We start from the raw sequence: 19,177 nt of genomic DNA on the forward strand, positions 1-19,177 counted from the left end.
CCGTCAGCGCCTCCAGGCCGTCGTCCTTATAGCGATTGAAGATTTTGTAGCCGGTCTTGCGCGAAATGCCGAATGCACGGCACACATCGCTCATCCCTTCGCCCTCTAGTAGCCGGGCGACAAATCGTAGACGTTCCTCCATCACCGAAGTCTCTTTCCACGGCATCAACACCTCCCGCCAAAAGCGAAAAGTGTTACCCATCTCTCCGGTACAAAACGTCACCTATCTCTCAAGTCGGGCACGTGTCCGACCCGAAGGCATCGGCCGCCGCTCCGCCGGCTAGCTTTCGGTATATTCTGGCCGCAGCGCGATAATCCCAATTTTCCTGATAGAGGGGGCTTTTGGCGCATCATCCAGCCTTTCACCTTCCTGTATTGCTGAGACGGACGTCGGGAGAAGTCAGGGGTTAGAAGCACCCATTTGTCTTCGGGGCCTGCATAGGATGCATAAGATGCATAGGCTGTTTCAACGACTCTATAGGAAATGTCAGATTCAATGCCTGTCATGTCACCGTCTGACATTTCCCGTACGACCAATGAAAAAGCCTATGCAAGTTATGCATCCTATGCGCTGAGGTTTCGAAGGCCTGTCATATGGACTCGGAATTGGTTCGCCGACCCGACGGATATCCGCTTTGACGAAGCCATTACGATCATGGCAATGCAGGCGTTCAATATCTCGGAAAATGCGGCGCCGACGCATCTCTTGCGTAGCTCTCACACCGATCGGAAAACAGTTTTTCGCTGAGGAAATCGACGAGGACGCGGACCTTGGGCGAAAGGTGGCGGTTGGAGGGCCAGAGCAGGTGAAACTGGGCGGGGCCGTCTATATGGGCGTCGAGCACGGTCCGCAGCCTGCCATCGGCCAGCGGGTCGCGAGCGAGGAAATCGGGCATGCAGCCGATGCCCAGTCCGCTGATCGTGGCACCGCGAAGGGCTTCCATATTGTTGCATGTGAGGACGGTGCGGGTTCTGATTTCCGGGTGATCGGGAGACAAGCTGAGCGGCCAGGGCTGCAGCTTACCGGAATTGGGGAATCGGAAGCGGACGCTCCGATGGCCTTCGAGATCACGGGGGCAATCGGGGGTTCCGTGTTTTTCCAGATAGGCCGGTGCCGCACACAGCAAAAGCTGGAATGGGCGAAGCGCGCGCGACATCAAGCGTGAGTCTGGCAAGGTCCCGCTGCGGATTGTAACATCGACGCCCTCTTCGATCAGATCGACAATGCGGTCGTTGAAGTCGAGATCCAGTTCGACCTCCGGGTAGAGGTTCACGAATTCCGGCAGGATCGGCAGGATCAGATGATAGCTGACCAGCGGCACGCTGACGCGCAGCCGTCCCCGAGGGGTTGCCACAGCCTGAGCGAGCGAGGCCTGGGCATCTTCGAGATCGTCGAGGATGCGGCGGCAGCGTTCGTGGAACAGGCGGCCCTCCTCCGTCAGCCGCAAGCTTCGTGTCGAGCGCTGGAACAGGCGGACGCCGAGCTGTTGTTCAAGCGCGGTCACAGCCTTGCCGACAGCGGAGGCGGAAAGGCCGAGAGCCCGGCCGGCGGCGACGAAGCTTCCAAGATCGGCGGTTCTGACGAATGCCGTGAGACCTCCCAGGGGCTGGTCCATATGCTGATCCATTCGAGCGGTTTCTTCCTTTATATGCGGAACAAACCATAGGTTATCGAAGCATTCTCCTCAATTTATGCTGCTTTCCGCAATCGAAGTCCAGGCGTTTCAGCGCCGCCCGCGCCCCTCCCAGGCGCGTCCTAACCTCGAACCAGCGGATATCCGATGACCGTTCCCCATACATCCAAACCTGCAAGTATCGCGGAGAAAATCTTCGTCTTAATCGCCGTTTGCTCGGCAGCGGCGGTAATGCCGCTCACTTTTACCGGGCCTGCTGTCGCCCTGCCGGCAATCAGTGCCGAACTCGGCGGCAGCCCAATCGCTCACAACTGGGTCACCAATGCCTTCATGCTGACCTTCGGCAGTACACTGATGGCAGCCGGCGCGCTGGCCGACAGCTACGGTCGCAAGCGCATCTTCCTGTGCGGCCTTGCCGCCTTCATCCTGTTTTCCGGCGGACTTGCCTTTTCGCCTGACATAATCTGGTTCGACGGCCTTCGCGCGCTTCAGGGGTTCGGCGCTGCCGCGGCCTTTTCCGGCGGAATGGCATCTCTGGCACAGGAGTTCGACGGAAAGGAGCGCATGCGTGCCTTCAGCCTCGTCGGTGCAAGCTTTGGTGTCGGCCTGGCGTTTGGACCGATGGCGTCCGGCATGGTGATCGAGGCCTTCGGTTGGAGGGCGATTTTCGCTCTCGTGCTTGGTCTCGCCATCATTGCCTTCGTTTTCGGGGCGATATTCCTGACGGAAACTCGTGATCCCGAGGCAAAAGGGCTCGACTGGCTTGGTGCGATCAGCTTCACGCTTGCCTTGTCGCTTTTCACCTATGGCGTGCTGCGGGCGCCGGAAAGCGGCTGGGGCGATGCTCTCACGCTTGGGCTCATTCTCGGCTCGGCGCTGCTGATCGCCCTCTTCTGCTTCATCGAGCACCTCGTAAAGCGCCCGATGCTCGATCTGACGCTTTTCCGGTACCCTCGCTTTGTCGGCGTGCAGTTGCTGGCGGCAGCTCCGGCCTATGCTTTCGTTGTCTTGCTGATCCTGCTGCCGGTGCGCTTCGTCGGTATAGAGCGTTTGAGCGCGGTTGCCGCCGGACAGATGATGATCGCGCTTTCCGGCCCGCTTCTCATCCTGCCGATCGCGGCCGGGCTGCTGACCCGGTGGTTGCCCGCGGCAACGATCTGCAGCGTCGGTCTTGTCATCTCGGCTGCCGGTCTGTTCTGGCTCGCCCATATTCCCGTCGGTTCGGACCATGTGGCGCTGATCACACCGCTGCTGACGATCGGTATCGGCATCAGCCTGCCCTGGGGCCTCATGGACGGGCTTGCCGTCAGTGTCGTGCCGAAGGAGCGGGCCGGCATGGCGACCGGGATCTTCAGCACGACCCGCGTCGCCGGCGAAGGGGTGGCGCTCGCCATCGTCAGTGCAGTCCTCTCCGCGCTGACGCGGTCCTATCTTGGGACAGGCCACGGAGCGATGGTGGCGGCGCAGCGACTGGTGACGGGAGATCTGAACGGTGCGGGTCAGGCTCTTTCCGGCATGGGAGAACTGGAGCTCATCCATGCCTATAATAGCGCCTTCGGGCTACTTCTATGGTTTTTGACCGGCATCACGATTCTGACGGCAATCGTCATTTTCACCTTCATGGGACGAGGTAGCGGCGAAGCCAGGGAGGCGGCTGAAGAGTCTATCGCCGTTTGAACAGAAAAGGGCGGAGGACCGTTTCCGCCCTTTTAACTATAGATATCGAAAACTACTCTTTCTGAAGCAATTTATCCTGCAAAACTACATCCCGCAGTAACGACTCCTAAAGTCCGGGCTGGCACTTTTATTCCATTGGTATTGCGTGTGCGTATTTACTGGCTGGGGTTTGCAATGAGTCGTAATCGGGATGATTGGGTCAGCCAGCGGGCATATGCCATCTGGGAAGAGGAAGGCCGGCCGCATGGTCGGGGCGAAAGCCACTGGGCACAGGCGCTCAGGGAATTCGAACAGCTCGAAGCCACCAAGGCTTCCGCCGATGGGAGCGATCTCATCGAGAAGCTGAAGGCTGCGGGGCGGCTGATGCGGGTGTATGACGAGGCTGAGGCACTGGACGATCAAAGCAGCCGGCGCCAGGCGGCGGGCCGCTAGGCGCGATGGCCGGCGTCGCGAAGGCGCTTTTGTATACTGAATGCCAGAAGCCGCCGGCAGTCGTGCCGGCGGCTTTTTTGTCAGGCCGGCTTGTTCGCAATCGTGATGTGGACTGTCCCCGGCTCTGTATATTTATCGAAGCCGCCCGGTCAAACATCGCAGCCCATAACCGGCCCTGCCCCGGCTACTGGCGAGCGGCCCAGCTGAGGCCGCGCCGGAGAATGAGGGGCATGTAGGGGTGCCTGAATTCCGCGGCGACATGGCCAAGCGCGGAATAGAAGACGCGGCCGGCGCCGAAATGGCGTTTGAAGACGACAGGCATCGCGACATTGCGCGCGGCAGGATCGTATTGGCCGGTGAAGGTCGTGGTGGCAAGGATTTCCACCGAGGGATCATAGTGAAGATAATACTGCTCCGAGCGGTAGTCGAAATCCGGAATCCCTTCCATCAGCGGATCGTCCTGCCGCGTTACCGCAACCCGGAAGTCGATGATATTGCCGGGATGGGCAACCCAGGTGACGCCGGAGACGTAACGGAAAGGCGCACTCTCCTTGAAGGAGGTGGCAAGACAGCCGTGATGGCCGCCGAGGCCGAGGCCGCCGCGAACAGCTTGGACCAGGGCATCCGCATGCGGCTTTTCCAGTCTCTCGCCGGTAATGACCGGCACCAGAAGATCCGCTTTGACGAGTTGCGGCGAGCCGAATATGCCGAGATCATTGGTAATTTCGACTGCAAAGCCATCCTCGCGCAGCAGTTCGCCAACGATATTGGCACAGGGCTCCGGCTCGTGGCCCTGCCAGCCGCCCCAGACGATGATCGCCTTTTTCATATTCCCTCCTCCAGGCCCGATTGAGCAGGCTTTCGACGGTAACATTATAGCGCAACGATTCGTCGGCCAGATGTTGCGAGATTTCCAGATGACTACGGCCGAGACGGTAGCGTTCATCGCCGATCACGTCAGCGATATATGGAATGTCTTCGATACGAAAGCCGTTGCGGCCGGGCCACGCGTTGCCGGTTCTTGTCTTAAGTTTGCCTGCGTGCCAGCCGATGACGACAGATTCGGTGCATCGTTGATTTTCGATGCGGCCGGCACGGCGATCGTCCTAAAGCGGTCTCTAATCTTCTTATTTTTGCAGATATGTAACCGAGATAACTTTTTACTGACGTGTAACTTGGCTAAGGTCCGCGCATCTGTGGCTTGCAAAGGTGAGATGTATGGCAGGTGAAACGGTACTGGTCGTCGGCGGCGCTGGGTATATCGGCTCGCATACGTGTCTCGATCTGGCGAACAAGGGCTACAAGCCCGTCGTCTTCGACAATTTTTCCAACGGCCATCGCGAATTCGTTAAATGGGGACCGGCGGAAGAAGGCGATATTCGTGATCGCGCCCGGCTCGACGAGGTGCTGGCAAAGCATAAGCCGTCGGCGATCCTGCATTTTGCCGCGCTCATCGAAGTCGGTGAATCGGTCAAGGATCCAGTCTCCTTCTATGAGAATAATGTCATCGGCACGCTGACGCTGCTGTCGGCGGCGCAGGCGGCGGGCATCAATGCCTTCGTCTTCTCGTCCACTTGCGCGACCTATGGCCTGCCGCAGAGCGTGCCGCTCGATGAGACGCACCGCCAGGTGCCGATCAACCCCTACGGCCGCACCAAATATATCGTCGAGCAGGCGCTTGCCGATTACGACCAGTACAAGAGCCTTCGCTCCGTCGTGCTGCGCTATTTCAATGCCGCCGGTGCCGATTTCGAAGGCCGGATCGGTGAATGGCACCAGCCGGAAACGCATGCGATCCCGCTGGCGATCGATGCCGCACTTGGTCGCCGCCAGGGGTTCAAGGTCTTCGGCAGCGATTACGAGACGCGCGACGGCACTTGCGTGCGCGACTATATCCATGTTCTCGATCTTGCCGATGCGCATGTGCGTGCCGTGGAATATCTGTTGAGAGGCGGCGAGTCTGTCGCGCTCAACCTCGGCACCGGCACCGGTACGACGGTGAAGGAACTGCTTGGCGCCATCGAGGATGTCTCCAACAAACCATTCCCGGTCGAATATATCGGTCGCCGTGAAGGCGATTCACATACGCTGGTCGCCAACAATGACAAGGCGCGCGACGTGCTCGGCTGGGTGCCGCAATATGATCTCTCGCAGATTATTCAGTCTGCCTGGAACTGGCATGCCCGATCAAATCAGCACTGAACGTGGGTCACGGCCCAACGTTCTCGTCATCACTGCGGATCAATGGCGCGGGGATTGTCTCTCTTCTGTGGGGCACGCCTGCGTCAGGACGCCCAATGTCGATGCCCTGGCGAAGGAGGGAACGCTTTTCCGGCGCCATTATGCCGGTGCGGCTCCCTGTTCGCCGGCGCGCGCCACACTTTATACCGGCCTCTACCAGATGAACCACCGGGTCTGCCGGAACGGCTCGCCGCTCGACCGGCGGTTCGACAATCTGGCGCTGGCGGCAAGGCGGGCGGGCTACGACCCAACCCTGTTCGGCTATACGGACACGGCGCCCGATCCGCGGGATATGGATGCCAATGATCCGCATCTGACGACCTATGAAGGCGTGCTGCCGGGGTTTACGGTTCGTGAGCTGCTGCCCGAGCATGAAAGACAGTGGCTTTCCTGGCTGCGCTCGCGCGGTCGTGCTGATGCCGTCAGCCGTGATGTCCACATCCCCGTCGGCGCTGCGGCGGGGGAGATCTCGGATGCAGCGCCAGCCTATTCGCGCGAAGAGACGCAGACCGCTTTCCTGGCCGGGGAATTCATCCGCTGGATGGGCGAGCAGGATGCGCCATGGTTCGCGCATGTTTCCTTCCTGCGGCCGCATCCGCCCTTCTCCGTGCCAGAGCCATTCAACCGCATGTTCAAGCCGGGCGAAGGTCCCGCCTTTGCGCGTGCGAAACACCGCGAGATGGAACAGCAAGGCCATCCCTATCTCGCCTATGCCATGCCGCGCACTGGAAAGGGCAGTTTCATCCATGGGGCGGACGGGCCGCTCAGCGACTGGACCGCGGCCGATTTCGATGCCATCAGGTCGATCTATTACGGCATGATCGCCGAGGTGGACGACCAGCTCGGCCGCATCTGGCAAGCGCTGAAGGATGCCGGCGAATGGGATGACACGATCATCGTTTTCACCTCCGATCACGCCGAGATGGCGGGTGATCACTGGACGCTCGGCAAGGGAGGCTATTTCGACGGCAGTTATCATATTCCGCTCGTCATTCGCGATCCTGGCGCGGCTTCTTCCGGGAGTGTCGTTCAGAATTTCACCAGTGCCACCGATATATTCCCGACACTCTGCAATCGGCTGGGCATCAGACCTGCCAATGGCATCGACGGGCGCTCGCTTGCGCCTTTCCTCGATGGCGGCGTGGCGCCCGGCTGGCGGGATGCGGCTTTCTGGGAATTCGATTTCCGGGATATCGCGCATGGCGAGGCGGAGCGGCATTTCGGCCTTCGGTCGAACGAGCTGAATCTTGCCGTCATCCGCGACGAGCAATTCAAATATGTGCATTTCACCGCATTGCCGGCGCTGCTCTTCGATGTCGTCAACGATCCGATGGAATTGCGCAATCTTGCCGACGATCCGGCCTATGCCTCGGTGCGGCTCAACTATGCCGAACGGTTGCTGTCGCTCAGGGCACGGCATCTGGATCAGACGCTTGCTTACACCGAACTGACGGAAAAGGGGCCGGTAACGCACCGACCCTGATTAAGCGTCAGAAATTTCCAAGGAAATCGCGCTTGCCGACCGGCGCACCCTGGTTGCGCAGGATGGCATGTGCCGTCGCGACGTGGAAGTAGAAGTTCGGCAATGCGAAGAGTGCGACATATTCGATGCCGGACACGACCGACCCATTGCGGCCCGGCACTGTGATTTCTCTCACATCGCTACCATCAAGAGCGTCGGCAGAAAAGCTCGCAAGATAAGCTTCAGTCTTTGCCATACGCTCGCGCAGCTCGGCGATCGTCGCTTCATTGTCCTCGAATTTAGGCGCGTCAGTCGCCGTCAGGCGGGCGAGCGCGAACTTGGCGCTATCGCTGGCGCGCTGGTACTGGCCGGAAAGCGGCAGCATGTCAGGGGCCAGACGAGCATTTACGAGAATGGTCGGATCGATCTTCTTTTCCTCGGCATAGGCTTCCGCCTTGTCGAGATAGGTCTTCAGGCTGGCAATGCCGCGCTGGAACATGGGCACGGTCAGGCGATACATCGAAATGGACATTGTCCTGTCTCCAAAAACTTTGAAAACAGCCGGTGTGCGCAGGCTGTTCGGGCTCCGACTAGATGGGGATCTCCACGGCTTTCGCAATAAGCGCCTGTGACAGTTCCCTGCTCATCATGGCCGGATTGCAACAGACCCATCATGCATAGTTCGCCACAGCAGGGGTCGTCTATTCGGCAACGACAGCCGAAATCGGCAAAGAGACTTGACGCGGTTTCGATAAAATGGAATGAATATTCCGCAAAACAAATTTTACGGTTTGTTTGTTCCGTTTTGACGGAGCCGCCTGGGAGAGGCGGTGCGGGATTGAGGTCTGCAGACGGATGTCTGGGGCCCCGGCGTGAGGAGGGTGCAGCCGGGCACCGCTTTGTGGAGGAAATGCAATGAAAAAATTCATCATGGGAACTGCGATGGCGCTCGTCCTGTCGACGGCCGCACATGCGGAAACCGTCGGCGTTTCGATGGCCAAATTCGACGACAACTTCCTGACCGTTCTGCGCAACGGCATGACCGATTATGCAAAGACGCTGAACGGGGTCACCCTGCAGGTCGAAGACGCGCAGAACGACGTTTCCAAGCAGCAGAGCCAGATCCAGAATTTCATCGCCTCCAAGGTCGATGCGATTATCGTGAACCCGGTCGATACCGATGCGACGACGGCAATGTCGAAGCTTGCCGCTGACGCCGGCATTCCGCTGGTCTATGTCAACCGCCAGCCTGTCAACGTCGACACGCTGCCGGACAAACAGGCTTTCGTGGCATCCAACGAGCAGGAATCCGGCACGCTGGAAACCAAGGAAATCTGCCGTATCCTCGGCGGCAAGGGCAAGGCCGTCGTCATCATGGGCGAGCTCTCCAACCAGGCGGCCCGCATGCGCACCCAGGACGTTCACGACGTCATCAAGACGGACGAATGCAAGGGACTGGAAATCGTCGAAGAGCAGACGGCCAACTGGGATCGCACCCAGGGCGCCGACCTGATGACCAACTGGCTCTCCAGCGGTATCGAGTTCGATGCCGTGATCTCCAACAACGACGAAATGGCGATCGGCGCCATCCAGGCGCTGAAAGCGGCCGGCAAGGATATGAGCAAGGTCGTCGTCGGCGGTGTCGATGCCACGCAGGACGCGCTTGCGGCCATGCAGGCAGGCGATCTCGATGTGACGGTGTTCCAGGACGCCGCCGGCCAGGGCAAAGGCTCACTCGATGCCGCGCTCAAGCTCGCCAAGGGCGAGAAGGTCGAGAAGAAGGTCTACATTCCCTTCCAGCTCGTCACGCCTGATAACGTCAAGGATTTTGTCGCCAAGAACTAAGGTAAACGCCAAGAGGGATGCGGGTAAACCCCGCGTCCCTTTCACCTGCCCGTATCCGGAGAAGATGATATGGCCGTCAGCCCGTCAACCATGGCCGCCGTGCGCGCGAGCGGCGCCGTTCCGAATGCGGAATATCTCTTGAGCGCAGAGGGCGTTCGCAAGGAATTTCCAGGCGTCGTAGCGCTCGATGACGTGCAGTTCCGGCTGAAGCGCGCCTCCGTGCATGCGCTGATGGGTGAAAACGGCGCCGGCAAGTCGACGCTGATGAAGATCCTCGCCGGCATCTACACGCCCGACAAAGGCGATATCCGCTTGAAAGGGATCGAAATCCGGTTGAAATCTCCGCTTGATGCGCTGGAGAACGGCATCGCCATGATCCATCAGGAACTGAACCTGATGCCGTTCATGACGGTTGCGGAAAATATCTGGATTCGCCGCGAGCCTAAGAACCGCTTCGGCTTCGTCGATCATGGCGTGATGCATCGCATGACCGAAGAGTTGTTTGCCCGGCTCAATATCGCGATCGATCCCGATATCGAGGTCCGCCACCTCTCTGTTGCCAACCGGCAGATGGTCGAGATCGCCAAGGCGGTTTCCTACAATTCCGATGTCCTCATCATGGACGAACCGACCTCGGCGCTGACGGAGCGCGAAGTCGAGCATCTTTTCCGTATCATCCGTGATCTCAGGTCCCAGGGCATCGGCATCGTCTACATCACCCATAAGATGAACGAGCTCTTCGAGATCGCCGACGAGTTCTCCGTTTTCCGCGACGGCAAATATATCGGCACACATGCCTCCACCGACGTCACCCGCGACGACATCATCCGCATGATGGTCGGCCGCGAGATCACCCAGATGTTTCCGAAGGAAGAGGTGCCGCTCGGGGGCGTCGTGCTCTCGGTCAAGGATCTCTGTCTCAACGGGGTGTTCCGTGACGTTTCCTTCGAGGTGAGAGCCGGTGAAATTCTCGGCGTGGCCGGCCTCGTCGGCTCGGGGCGGTCGAATGTCGCCGAAACGCTTTTCGGCGTGACGCCGGCAAGCTCCGGCTCGATCGAGCTCTTCGGCAAACCCGTGACGATTTCCTCGCCCACCGAGGCCATCCGCCACCGGATGGCGTTCCTGACCGAGGACCGGAAAGACACAGGCTGCCTGCTGATCCTCGATATTCTGGAGAATATGCAGATCGCCGTTCTGCAGGACAGATATGTCAAGGCCGGTTTCGTGCAGCAGGGCGCAATCGAGGCAACCTGCGAAGACATGGCCAGAAGACTGCGCGTGAAAACGCCCAATCTTTACGAACGCGTCGAGAATCTTTCGGGCGGCAATCAACAGAAGGTGCTGATCGGGCGCTGGCTGCTTACCCATCCGAAGATCCTGATCCTCGACGAGCCGACGCGCGGCATCGATGTGGGTGCCAAAGCCGAAATCCACCGGCTCGTTACGGAAATGGCGCGAAACGGCGTGGCGATCATCATGATTTCGTCCGAGATGCCCGAGGTGCTCGGGATGAGCGACCGCATCATGGTCATGCACGAGGGGCGCGTGACAGGTTTCCTCAATCGCGACGAAGCAACGCAGATCAAGGTGATGGAGCTGGCTGCGCAGTGATGCACTGTCCGTCATCGCCAAAGGGAGGTTTGACATGACTACCAATGCAGCAGAGGGCACAGCGCCCCTCGCGACCCGGCCGAGACGGCGGCGCGTGCCGCCGGAACTCAGCATCTTTCTCGTGTTGGTCGGTATTGCGCTGGTCTATGAAATCCTCGGCTGGATCTTCATCGGCCAGAGCTTCCTTCTGAACTCCCAGCGTCTGACGATCATGATCCTGCAGGTTTCCGTCATCGGCATCATCGCCGTCGGCGTCACCCAGGTCATTATCACCGGCGGCATCGATCTTTCGTCGGGCTCGGTCGTCGGCATGACGGCGATGATCGCAACGAGCTTCGCCCAGTCCTCCACCTGGGGACGGGCCGTCTTCCCGTCGCTGACCGACCTGCCGGCTTTCGTGCCGATCGTGATCGGCCTGCTGATAGGGGCGGCTGCCGGTCTCGTAAACGGCGCGCTCATCGCCTACACGAAGATACCGCCGTTCATCGCGACGCTCGGCATGTTCGTGTCGGCCAGAGGCATCGCGAAGTGGTATACGAAGGGGCAGCCGGTTTCAGGGATCACCGAACAGTTCCATTTCATCGGAACGAAGGCATGGCCGGTGGTCGTCTTCCTCGTCGTCGCGCTGATCTTCCACATTGCTTTGCGCTACACGCGCTACGGAAAGTTCACCTATGCGATCGGCGCCAATCCGCAGGCTGCGCGCGTTTCCGGCATCAATATCGAGGCGCATCTCGTCAAGGTCTATGTTATAGCCGGATTGCTCGCCGGCCTTGCCGGCATCGTCACGGCGGCGCGCGCTGAAACCGCGCAGGCGAGCATGGGTGTCGGATATGAACTCGACGCGATCGCCGCGACCGTCATCGGCGGCACATCTCTGACCGGCGGCGTCGGCCGCATCACCGGCACCGTCATCGGCACCGTGATCCTCGGCGTCATGACGTCAGGCTTCACTTTTCTCCGGATCGACGCCTATTACCAGGAAATCGTCAAGGGCGTCATCATCATCGCGGCCGTCGTCATCGACGTTTACAGGCAGAAGAAACGAACCAAGCACTGACCGGAAAAGGGGGCTTCAGGCCCCCTTCATCGTTTTATGGGGAATGGCTGCGATCACGACGAAGGATCAAGGGCTCCCAATGCCTTCAGATGGTGCGTGAGTTTCTGGCGATCACCCAAAATCATCTCGGAAGGAATAGCGGCGGGGTAGAAGAGAGCGATTTCCAGTCCCTCCGCGATAGCGTCATCCGTTGGTCCCGGCAACTCTTCCTCACGCATCCGTGCTGTGAAGACGGTGAGCAGAAAATCGAAGGTTTCGCCTTGTGGTGAAATAAACTTTTTTCGTTCGACTTCGATCAGATCTACCAGATCCAAAGATACGCCGATCTCTTCCGTTATCTCCCGACGAAATGCGGCGGAGAAATCCTCGCCTTCTTCGACCGTTCCACCCGGCAGAGACCAGCCTGCATGCATACCGCTTCTCTTCGCCAGGACGATTTGACCTCTGGCATTATGAATGATGCCGATCGCTCCGCCCAACGCCCGACGGGAAAAGTGCTTGTGTTTCTGTGCCTCAAAATCAGCTTCCGGCAAGGGCTGATCGGCCGTCGACAGCCTGGCACGCGGGTATTGTCGGATAAGCGTTTGGTAAATTTCCTTACTCATGGGTTCTTTCAGACCATCGGCAAAAGGCATTCCGCGGCGATTGGGCCTGCGGGCCGCGCCATTGACGATACTTGCGCCGTTGTTCGTTTGCATCGCAAAATTGCATGGTTTCCGCAGCGCGCCTTTGTAAAAAAAGAGGTGGCGCTTTCCGTCAGCTTTTCTATTCTTGCCGCTTCGATCCGCCCGTTCGGGCAGTGCAGGAAAGCAGATGCAACTCGTATTCGACGGTCATAACGACGTTCTCCTTCGACTCTGGTCCCATGCGAAAGACGGACGTGATCCGGTCGCGGAATTTGCTGATGGTACGACGGCAGGTCATATAGATGCTCCGCGGTCAAAGGCCGGCGGTCTGGCGGGCGGTCTTTGTGCCATCTACATTCCCTCGGGCGATCTGGTTTTTGCCGATCCCGATGCGAATGGCCATTATGCGACGCCGCTAGCCGCTCCGCTTGATCCCCTGCCCTCGCTTGCGATAGCCACAGAGATGGCAGCGATCGCCCTCAGGCTCGACCGTGCCGGCGCCTGGCGGCTCTGCCGCACGGTGAAAGATATCCGCAGGGCGATGGCGTCGGGCGTTTTTGCCGCTGTCATGCATATCGAGGGCTGCGAAGCGATCGGCGCCGATCTCGCTGCTCTGGATGTTTTTTATGCCGCCGGGCTGCGTTCGCTCGGCCCGGTCTGGAGCCGGCACAATATCTTCGGGCATGGCGTGCCATTTGCCTTCCCGAGCTCGCCGGATACTGCGCCGGGCCTGACGGAAACCGGCTTCGCGCTGGTGCGCGAATGCAACCGCCTCGGCATCCTGATCGACCTCGCCCATATTACCGAGAAGGGTTTCTGGGATGTGGCGGAAACGAGCGACCAACCGCTTGTCGCCAGCCATTCCAACGTCCATGCGCTGACGCCGGTCGCCCGCAACCTCACCGACAGGCAACTGGACGCGATCCGTGAGCGGCGCGGCCTCGTCGGCGTGAACTATGCGACGGCGATGCTTCGTCCGGATGGCCGCTCCGATGCCGATACGCCGCTTTCCGACATGATCCGCCATATCGATTATCTCGTGGACCGGGTCGGGATCGATTGCGTCGCGCTCGGTTCGGACTTTGACGGTGCTACCATTCCGGAAGAAATCGGTGATGCCTCGGGCAACCAGAGGCTGATTGCCGCTCTCCGGCAAGCTGGATATGGTGCGGAGGACTTGACCAAAATCGCCAGCGAAAACTGGCTTCGCATTCTGGCTTCGGCGTGGAGGGAAGAGGACGCCTGAAACCAAATAATACTTAGTAATCAATCAAAGCAGGGGAACAAACCATGATGATTACCAAACTGAACCGCAGCTTCCGCCTTCTTTCCGCAGGGGCTGCGCTTTCGCTCCTGATGGCAGCAGCGCCCGCTGCCTTCGCAGAGACGCCGAAGGACACGCTCGTTGAAGGTTTTGCCATCGACGACATCATCACGATGGATCCGGGCGAGGCATTCGAGCTTTCGACGGCTGAGGTCACCAGCAATACCTACAGCCTGCTCGTTCGTCTCGACATGAACGACACGTCGAAGATCAAGGGCGACCTCGCCGACAGCTGGACCGTTTCCGATGATGGTCTCACTTATACGTTCAAGCTGAAGCCGGATCTTAAGTTCGCCTCGGGCAATCCGATCACCGCTGAAGACGTTGCCTGGTCCTTCGAACGTGCCGTCAAGCTCGACAAGAGCCCGGCCTTCATTCTCACCCAGTTCGGCCTGACCGGCGACAACGTCACCGAGAAGGCCAAGGCCGCCGACCCGACCACTTTCACCTTCACCGTGGACAAGGCTTATGCGCCGAGTTTCGTGCTGAACTGCCTGACGGCAACGGTTGCTTCCGTCGTCGACAAGAAGTTGGTAATGGAACACGTGAAGCCGGTCACTGTCGATGCCGATCACAAATACGACAACGATTTCGGCAATGAATGGCTGAAGACGAATTATGCCGGTTCCGGCGCTTACAAATTGCGTGAATGGCGCGCCAACGAAGTCGTCGTCATGGAACGCAACGACAATTATTATGGCGAGAAAGCCAAGCTCAACCGCGTCATCTACCGCTACATGAAGGAAAGCTCGGCGCAGCGCCTGGCGCTTGAGGCCGGCGATATCGATATCGCCCGCAACCTTGAGCCTGGCGACCTCGACGCCGTGAGCAAGAATGCGGATCTGGCGACCACCAATGCGCCGAAGAGCACGGTCTATTACGTCAGCCTCAACAGCAAGAACGAGAACCTGAAGAAGCCGGAGGTCCAGGAAGCCTTCAAGTATCTCGTCGACTATGACGCGATCGGCGCGACCCTTATCAAGGGCATCGGTGAGATCCACCAGACCTTCCTGCCGACCGGCCAGCTCGGTGCGCTGAACGAGAACCCCTACAAGCTCGACGTTGCCAAGGCGAAAGAGCTGCTCGCCAAGGCCGGCGTGCCGGACGGTTTCTCGGTCACCATGGATGTGCGCAACACGCAGCCGGTCACCGGCATTGCCGAATCCATGCAGCAGACACTCGCTCAGGCCGGCGTGAAGATGGAGATCATCCCCGGCGACGGCAAGCAGACGCTGACCAAGTACCGCGCGCGCACGCACGACATGTATATCGGCCAGTGGGGATCGGACTATTTCGATCCGAACTCCAACGCCGATACCTTCACTTCCAACCCGGACAATTCCGATGCGGGCACGGTGAAGACGCTTGCATGGCGCAATACATGGGAAGCGCCCGAGCTTGACAAGGAGACGAAGGCTGCCCTGCTCGAGCGTGACGCCGCCAAGCGTGCGGCCATGTATGAGGACATCCAGAAGAAGTTTCTGGCCAACAGCCCCTTCGTCATCATCTTCCAGCAAATCGAAGTGGCTGGCTATCGCAAGAGCCTCAAGGACTTCAAGCTGGGGCCCAGCTTCGACACCAACTATGTAGGCCCGATCTCGAAGTGATGGGCCGGCTAGGCTGATCCAGTGAGTATCGTCGAAACGAGACAGGAGGCGCGGCTCCGCAAGGGCCGTGCACTCTCCTTTGCGAAGGCGCTGGGGCGTTTCCTCTTCGCCGCCGTCACCACCTATCTCGGCCTTCTGGCTGTCACCTTCTTCATCGGCCGCGTCGTGCCGATCGATCCCGTGCTCGCCATTCTCGGCGACCGCGCACCGACTCATGTCGTAGAGCGCGTTCGCCGCGAGATGGGCTTTGACCTGCCGCTCTACGAGCAGTTCTACATCTATCTCAAGGGCATACTTTTCGGCGATTTCGGCAATTCGGTGCTGACCACCAATCCGGTCATGGTCGATATTCGCCGCGTCTTCCCGGCCACGCTGGAGCTTGCGACCGTCGGCACGATCATCGGTTCCGTCATCGGCGTGCCGCTCGGTGTACTGGCTGCCGTCCGCCGCGGCAGCATTGCCGACCAGGTCGTGCGCGTCATCGGCCTCGTCGGCTATTCGGTGCCGATCTTCTGGCTGGCGCTGATCTCGCTCGTCATCTTCTACGCGCAGCTGCGCTGGGTGGCTTTCCCCGGCCGCATCGATATCGTCTACGAATACAGCTTCACGCCGCTCACCGGCTTCTATCTACTTGATAGTGCCTGGCAGGGGCAGTGGGATGTCTTCTACGACGTCTTCCGGCACATCATCCTGCCGGCCTCGCTGCTTGGTTATTTCTCGCTCGCCTATATCAGCCGCATGACCCGCAGCTTCATGCTGAACGAGCTTTCTCAGGAATATGTGGTGGCAGCGCGCGCCAAGGGCCTTTCTGAGACACGGGTGATCTGGGGGCACGCGTTGAGGAACGCGGCGGTGCCGCTCGTGACCGTCATCGCGCTTTCCTATGCAGGCCTGCTTGAAGGCTCGGTGCTGACGGAGACGGTCTTTTCCTGGCCCGGCATCGGCCTCTACATCACCAATTCGCTGCAGAGCGCCGATATGAACGCCGTGCTTGGCGGCACGATCGTCATCGGCACGGTGTTCGTCGGCATCAACCTTATTTCCGATCTCCTCTATCGGATACTCGACCCGAGGACGCGCAACCGATGACGGTTCCGACCACGCCTTCCCCGCCCCTGAGCCGCCGTGACTGGTTGCTGTCCGACCGGCCGCAGTCACGCATGCAGGCTCGGCTCGGCCGCGCCTACGTTACCTGGCGGCAGTTCACCGCCAACCGGCTCGCCGTCATCGGTCTGCTGATCATCGTGGCGCTGTTGCTGATTGCTGCCTTTGCCAATCTGATCGCCACCCACAATCCCGTTGTCGGCGATCTCAAGAATGCCCGTCTGCTGCCGCCCGGCACTGCGGGCTATCTGCTTGGCACCGACGATCAGGGCCGCGATATCTTCTCGCGTCTCATCTACGGCTCGCGGCTGACGCTGCTCGTCGTGGTCCTTGTCGCCGTCATTTCCGCGCCGGTCGGCCTCATCGTCGGCACGGTATCGGGTTATGCCGGCGGTTGGGTGGATGCGACGCTGATGCGCATCACCGATATCTTCCTTGCCTTCCCGAAGCTCGTGCTGGCGCTTGCCTTCGTCGCAGCCCTCGGGCCAGGTATCCAAAACGCCATCATCGCCATCGCCATCACGTCCTGGCCGCCTTATGCGCGCATCGCCCGCGCCGAGACACTGACGGTCCGGCGGTCCGATTATATTTCGGCGGTCAAGCTGATGGGCGCCTCGCCGCTGCGCATCATCATCAGGCATGTCATGCCGCTCTGCATCTCCTCGCTGATCGTGCGCGTGACGCTCGACATGGCGGGCATCATCCTGACGGCCGCCGGCCTCGGCTTCCTCGGCCTCGGCGCACAGCCGCCGCTGCCGGAATGGGGCGCGATGATCGCTTCCGGCCGCCGCTTCATCCTCGACCAGTGGTGGGTCGCGGCCATGCCCGGTATCGCCATCCTCGTCGTCAGCCTCGGCTTCAACCTTCTGGGCGACGGCCTGCGCGATGCGCTCGATCCGAAGGAGGCCGGCCAATGAGTTCGCTTCTGACCGTCAAGAACCTGCGTGTCAGCTATCCCACGCGCACCGGCGTCATCGAGGCCGTGCGCGGCGTGTCCTTCACGCTCGGCAAGGAGCGGCTCGGCATCGTCGGCGAATCCGGCTCCGGCAAGTCTCAGACCGGCCGCGCCATCATCGGGCTGACACCGAAGCACGGCGTCGTCACCGCCGACGCGCTGAATTTCAGCGGCCTCGATCTCCTCAAGGCTACGGCGGCCGAGCGACGCAAGCTACGCGGCAAACGCATCGCCATGATCCTGCAGGACCCGAAATATTCGCTCGATCCGGTCATGACCATCGGCAAACAGATCTGCGAAACATTGCGCACGCATGAGAAGGTCGGCAAAGGCGAGGCGCGAGACCGTGCGCTCCACATGCTGGAAGCGGTGCAGATCCGCAATCCCCAGCGCGTCTTCGATCTCTATCCGCACGAGGTTTCCGGTGGCATGGGCCAGCGCGCGATGATCGCCATGATGCTGATTGCCGGACCCGAACTCCTGATCGCCGACGAGCCTACCTCGGCGCTCGACGTTACGGTTCAGCTCGATGTTTTGAGGATCATGGACCGGCTGGTGTCCGAACGCGGCATGGGGCTGATTTTCGTCTCTCACGATCTGCGGCTCGTCTCCTCCTTCTGCGACCGCGTCATCGTCATGTATGCCGGCCGCATCGTCGAAGAGATTGCCGCGTCCGAGCTCCGCAAGGCGAAACATCCTTATACGCAGGGCCTGCTGAACTGCATGCCGCAGATCGGTGAAGACAGGCATCCGCTGCCGGTTCTCGACCGCAAGCCGGAGTGGGCTTTATGAGCACAGCGTTATCCGCAGACCATCTCGGCGTCGTCTACGACCATTTCCATGCGCTGAAAGATGTGAGCGTTTCCATTGAAAGCGGCGAATCCTTCGGCCTTGTTGGTGAATCCGGCTCGGGCAAGTCGACGTTGCTGCGCGCGGTTGCCGGGCTCGCTCCTGTCAGTGAGGGAGCGATCCACATTCACGGCGAGCAGCTCAAAGCTTCGAAGCGCAGCAGAAGCTTCTATCGAAGCGTCCAGATGGTCTTTCAGGATCCCTACGGCTCGCTGCACCCCCGCCAGACCGTCGACCGGCTGCTTCTGGAGCCGCTTGCGATCCATGGCATCGGCGACAGCGAGAAGCGTATTGCCCGGGCGCTCGACGAGGTCGGGCTCGGCAACGGTTTTCGGTTCCGCTACCCGCATCAGCTTTCCGGAGGTCAGCGGCAGCGTGTGGCAATCGCCCGTGCCCTGATCGTCGAACCTTCCATCCTGCTGCTCGACGAGCCGACATCGGCGCTCGATGCCTCCGTGCAGGCCGAGGTTCTCAATCTTCTGGAGCAGATCCGGCGTGATCGGAAACTGACATTCGTCATGGTCAGTCACGATCTCGGTGTCGTCACCCATATGTGTGAGAGGCTTGCTGTGATGCGCGGCGGCGCCGTCGTTGAACGGCTGACATCGGCCGAGCTTGCCGCCGGCAGCGTGCACGAGGAGTATACGCGAAATTTGATGATCGCGAGCAAGGGTTTCGTGAAGGCTTGAAAGCCAATGCTTTCAAGCCTTTGAAAAATCTGGCATGCCCGCGGGCGTTAAGGATAATGTT

At 60.0% G+C, this 19,177-nt stretch carries 19 protein-coding genes; 14 read left to right on the plus strand and 5 right to left on the minus strand.

Annotated features, from left to right (window positions below; genetic code table 11):
• The coding region (locus JNB85_RS16950; protein WP_220335780.1) for a helix-turn-helix domain-containing protein at positions 1-166 on the minus strand (166 nt) is incomplete at its 3' end.
• A 505-nt stretch (positions 167-671) separates the two neighbouring features.
• The gene (locus tag JNB85_RS16955; protein WP_220335510.1) at positions 672-1,616 is read right to left on the minus strand and encodes a LysR family transcriptional regulator; all 945 of its coding nucleotides are present in this window, start codon (positions 1,614-1,616) and stop codon (positions 672-674) included.
• A gap of 165 nt (positions 1,617-1,781) precedes the next feature.
• Between JNB85_RS16955 and JNB85_RS16960 the strand changes: the two genes are divergently transcribed.
• Together JNB85_RS16960 and JNB85_RS16965 are read left to right on the plus strand one after the other, a co-directional pair.
• A complete protein-coding gene (locus tag JNB85_RS16960) occupies positions 1,782-3,311 on the plus strand; it encodes an MFS transporter (protein ID WP_220335511.1) in 1,530 nt (509 codons plus the stop codon).
• Between the two features lie 174 nt (positions 3,312-3,485).
• Positions 3,486-3,743, plus strand: coding sequence for a DUF2934 domain-containing protein (locus JNB85_RS16965; RefSeq protein ID WP_220335512.1), 258 nt, complete (start codon positions 3,486-3,488; stop codon positions 3,741-3,743).
• Positions 3,744-3,927: 184 nt separating this feature from the next.
• Here JNB85_RS16965 and JNB85_RS16970 read toward each other — a convergent pair whose 3' ends face one another.
• On the minus strand, positions 3,928-4,572 hold the full coding sequence (locus JNB85_RS16970) for a ThuA domain-containing protein (protein ID WP_220335513.1): 645 nt from the start codon (positions 4,570-4,572) through the stop codon (positions 3,928-3,930).
• Between JNB85_RS16970 and JNB85_RS16975 the strand changes: the two genes are divergently transcribed.
• Genes JNB85_RS16975 through JNB85_RS16985 form a run of 3 tightly spaced genes read left to right on the plus strand, consistent with a single transcriptional unit; the run spans position 4,556 to position 7,467 of the window.
• Positions 4,556-4,972: a hypothetical protein gene (locus tag JNB85_RS16975; RefSeq protein WP_220335514.1), complete on the plus strand. Its 417-nt coding sequence runs from the start codon at positions 4,556-4,558 to the stop codon at positions 4,970-4,972. The genes JNB85_RS16970 and JNB85_RS16975 overlap by 17 nt on opposite strands.
• Entirely contained in the window at positions 4,962-5,945 is a 984-nt protein-coding gene (gene galE, locus JNB85_RS16980) for a UDP-glucose 4-epimerase GalE (RefSeq protein ID WP_220335515.1), read from the plus strand. The genes JNB85_RS16975 and galE overlap by 11 nt, the downstream gene beginning before the upstream one ends.
• Positions 5,923-7,467: an alkaline phosphatase family protein gene (locus tag JNB85_RS16985; protein WP_220335516.1), complete on the plus strand. Its 1,545-nt coding sequence runs from the start codon at positions 5,923-5,925 to the stop codon at positions 7,465-7,467. Before galE ends, JNB85_RS16985 begins: the two co-directional genes overlap by 23 nt.
• Positions 7,468-7,474: 7 nt before the next feature.
• On the opposite strand, the gene JNB85_RS16990 is transcribed toward JNB85_RS16985, so the two are convergent.
• A complete protein-coding gene (locus JNB85_RS16990) occupies positions 7,475-7,978 on the minus strand; it encodes a DUF1993 domain-containing protein (RefSeq protein ID WP_220335517.1) in 504 nt (167 codons plus the stop codon).
• Positions 7,979-8,361: 383 nt separating this feature from the next.
• Between JNB85_RS16990 and JNB85_RS16995 the strand changes: the two genes are divergently transcribed.
• The 3 genes from JNB85_RS16995 to JNB85_RS17005 all read left to right on the plus strand — a co-directional run bounded on the left by JNB85_RS16995 (position 8,362) and on the right by JNB85_RS17005 (position 11,962).
• The gene (locus JNB85_RS16995) at positions 8,362-9,291 is read left to right on the plus strand and encodes a sugar ABC transporter substrate-binding protein (RefSeq protein WP_220335518.1); all 930 of its coding nucleotides are present in this window, start codon (positions 8,362-8,364) and stop codon (positions 9,289-9,291) included.
• Between the two features lie 69 nt (positions 9,292-9,360).
• Positions 9,361-10,902, plus strand: coding sequence for a sugar ABC transporter ATP-binding protein (locus JNB85_RS17000; protein WP_220335519.1), 1,542 nt, complete (start codon positions 9,361-9,363; stop codon positions 10,900-10,902).
• A 34-nt stretch (positions 10,903-10,936) separates the two neighbouring features.
• The gene (locus JNB85_RS17005) at positions 10,937-11,962 is read left to right on the plus strand and encodes an ABC transporter permease (RefSeq protein ID WP_220335520.1); all 1,026 of its coding nucleotides are present in this window, start codon (positions 10,937-10,939) and stop codon (positions 11,960-11,962) included.
• A 53-nt stretch (positions 11,963-12,015) separates the two neighbouring features.
• Here JNB85_RS17005 and JNB85_RS17010 read toward each other — a convergent pair whose 3' ends face one another.
• Entirely contained in the window at positions 12,016-12,660 is a 645-nt protein-coding gene (locus tag JNB85_RS17010; RefSeq protein ID WP_223216522.1) for an NUDIX hydrolase, read from the minus strand.
• Positions 12,661-12,775: 115 nt separating this feature from the next.
• Here JNB85_RS17010 and JNB85_RS17015 point away from each other — a divergent pair, with 115 nt between their 5' ends.
• From JNB85_RS17015 to JNB85_RS17040, 6 genes are read left to right on the plus strand one after another with little or no spacing between them, the layout of a single operon-like run.
• Positions 12,776-13,834: a dipeptidase gene (locus JNB85_RS17015; protein WP_220335521.1), complete on the plus strand. Its 1,059-nt coding sequence runs from the start codon at positions 12,776-12,778 to the stop codon at positions 13,832-13,834.
• 44 nt (positions 13,835-13,878) lie between these two features.
• Positions 13,879-15,519, plus strand: coding sequence for an ABC transporter substrate-binding protein (locus JNB85_RS17020; protein WP_220335522.1), 1,641 nt, complete (start codon positions 13,879-13,881; stop codon positions 15,517-15,519).
• A gap of 21 nt (positions 15,520-15,540) precedes the next feature.
• On the plus strand, positions 15,541-16,608 hold the full coding sequence (locus JNB85_RS17025; RefSeq protein WP_220335523.1) for an ABC transporter permease: 1,068 nt from the start codon (positions 15,541-15,543) through the stop codon (positions 16,606-16,608).
• Positions 16,605-17,540, plus strand: a complete 936-nt coding sequence (locus JNB85_RS17030) for an ABC transporter permease (RefSeq protein WP_220335524.1) — start codon at positions 16,605-16,607, stop codon at positions 17,538-17,540. Before JNB85_RS17025 ends, JNB85_RS17030 begins: the two co-directional genes overlap by 4 nt.
• On the plus strand, positions 17,537-18,370 hold the full coding sequence (locus tag JNB85_RS17035) for an ABC transporter ATP-binding protein (protein ID WP_220335525.1): 834 nt from the start codon (positions 17,537-17,539) through the stop codon (positions 18,368-18,370). The genes JNB85_RS17030 and JNB85_RS17035 overlap by 4 nt, the downstream gene beginning before the upstream one ends.
• Complete coding sequence (locus tag JNB85_RS17040) at positions 18,367-19,116, plus strand: ABC transporter ATP-binding protein (RefSeq protein WP_220335526.1); 750 nt, start codon at positions 18,367-18,369, stop codon at positions 19,114-19,116. The genes JNB85_RS17035 and JNB85_RS17040 overlap by 4 nt, the downstream gene beginning before the upstream one ends.
• Positions 19,117-19,177 lie beyond the last annotated feature (61 nt).

Origin of the sequence: Rhizobium mesosinicum (assembly GCF_019511345.1) — a bacterium.
GTDB classification, from domain to species: Bacteria; Pseudomonadota; Alphaproteobacteria; order Rhizobiales; family Rhizobiaceae; genus Rhizobium; species Rhizobium mesosinicum.

Bases quoted from the DNA above. Each gene is read 5' to 3' on its own strand.
- JNB85_RS17020 (WP_220335522.1), top strand. From the start codon at position 13,879: ATGATGATTACCAAACTGAACCGCAGCTTCCGCCTTCTTTCCGCAGGG.
- JNB85_RS16975 (WP_220335514.1), top strand. From the start codon at position 4,556: ATGATCGCCTTTTTCATATTCCCTCCTCCAGGCCCGATTGAGCAGGCT.
- galE (WP_220335515.1), top strand. From the start codon at position 4,962: ATGGCAGGTGAAACGGTACTGGTCGTCGGCGGCGCTGGGTATATCGGC.
- JNB85_RS16955 (WP_220335510.1), bottom strand. From the start codon at position 1,616: ATGGACCAGCCCCTGGGAGGTCTCACGGCATTCGTCAGAACCGCCGAT.
- JNB85_RS17015 (WP_220335521.1), top strand. From the start codon at position 12,776: ATGCAACTCGTATTCGACGGTCATAACGACGTTCTCCTTCGACTCTGG.
- JNB85_RS16960 (WP_220335511.1), top strand. From the start codon at position 1,782: ATGACCGTTCCCCATACATCCAAACCTGCAAGTATCGCGGAGAAAATC.
- JNB85_RS17040 (WP_220335526.1), top strand. From the start codon at position 18,367: ATGAGCACAGCGTTATCCGCAGACCATCTCGGCGTCGTCTACGACCAT.
- JNB85_RS17035 (WP_220335525.1), top strand. From the start codon at position 17,537: ATGAGTTCGCTTCTGACCGTCAAGAACCTGCGTGTCAGCTATCCCACG.
- JNB85_RS16970 (WP_220335513.1), bottom strand. From the start codon at position 4,572: ATGAAAAAGGCGATCATCGTCTGGGGCGGCTGGCAGGGCCACGAGCCG.
- JNB85_RS16965 (WP_220335512.1), top strand. From the start codon at position 3,486: ATGAGTCGTAATCGGGATGATTGGGTCAGCCAGCGGGCATATGCCATC.
- JNB85_RS17030 (WP_220335524.1), top strand. From the start codon at position 16,605: ATGACGGTTCCGACCACGCCTTCCCCGCCCCTGAGCCGCCGTGACTGG.
- JNB85_RS16995 (WP_220335518.1), top strand. From the start codon at position 8,362: ATGAAAAAATTCATCATGGGAACTGCGATGGCGCTCGTCCTGTCGACG.
- JNB85_RS17010 (WP_223216522.1), bottom strand. From the start codon at position 12,660: ATGCAAACGAACAACGGCGCAAGTATCGTCAATGGCGCGGCCCGCAGG.
- JNB85_RS17005 (WP_220335520.1), top strand. From the start codon at position 10,937: ATGACTACCAATGCAGCAGAGGGCACAGCGCCCCTCGCGACCCGGCCG.
- JNB85_RS16990 (WP_220335517.1), bottom strand. From the start codon at position 7,978: ATGTCCATTTCGATGTATCGCCTGACCGTGCCCATGTTCCAGCGCGGC.
- JNB85_RS16985 (WP_220335516.1), top strand. From the start codon at position 5,923: ATGCCCGATCAAATCAGCACTGAACGTGGGTCACGGCCCAACGTTCTC.
- JNB85_RS17000 (WP_220335519.1), top strand. From the start codon at position 9,361: ATGGCCGTCAGCCCGTCAACCATGGCCGCCGTGCGCGCGAGCGGCGCC.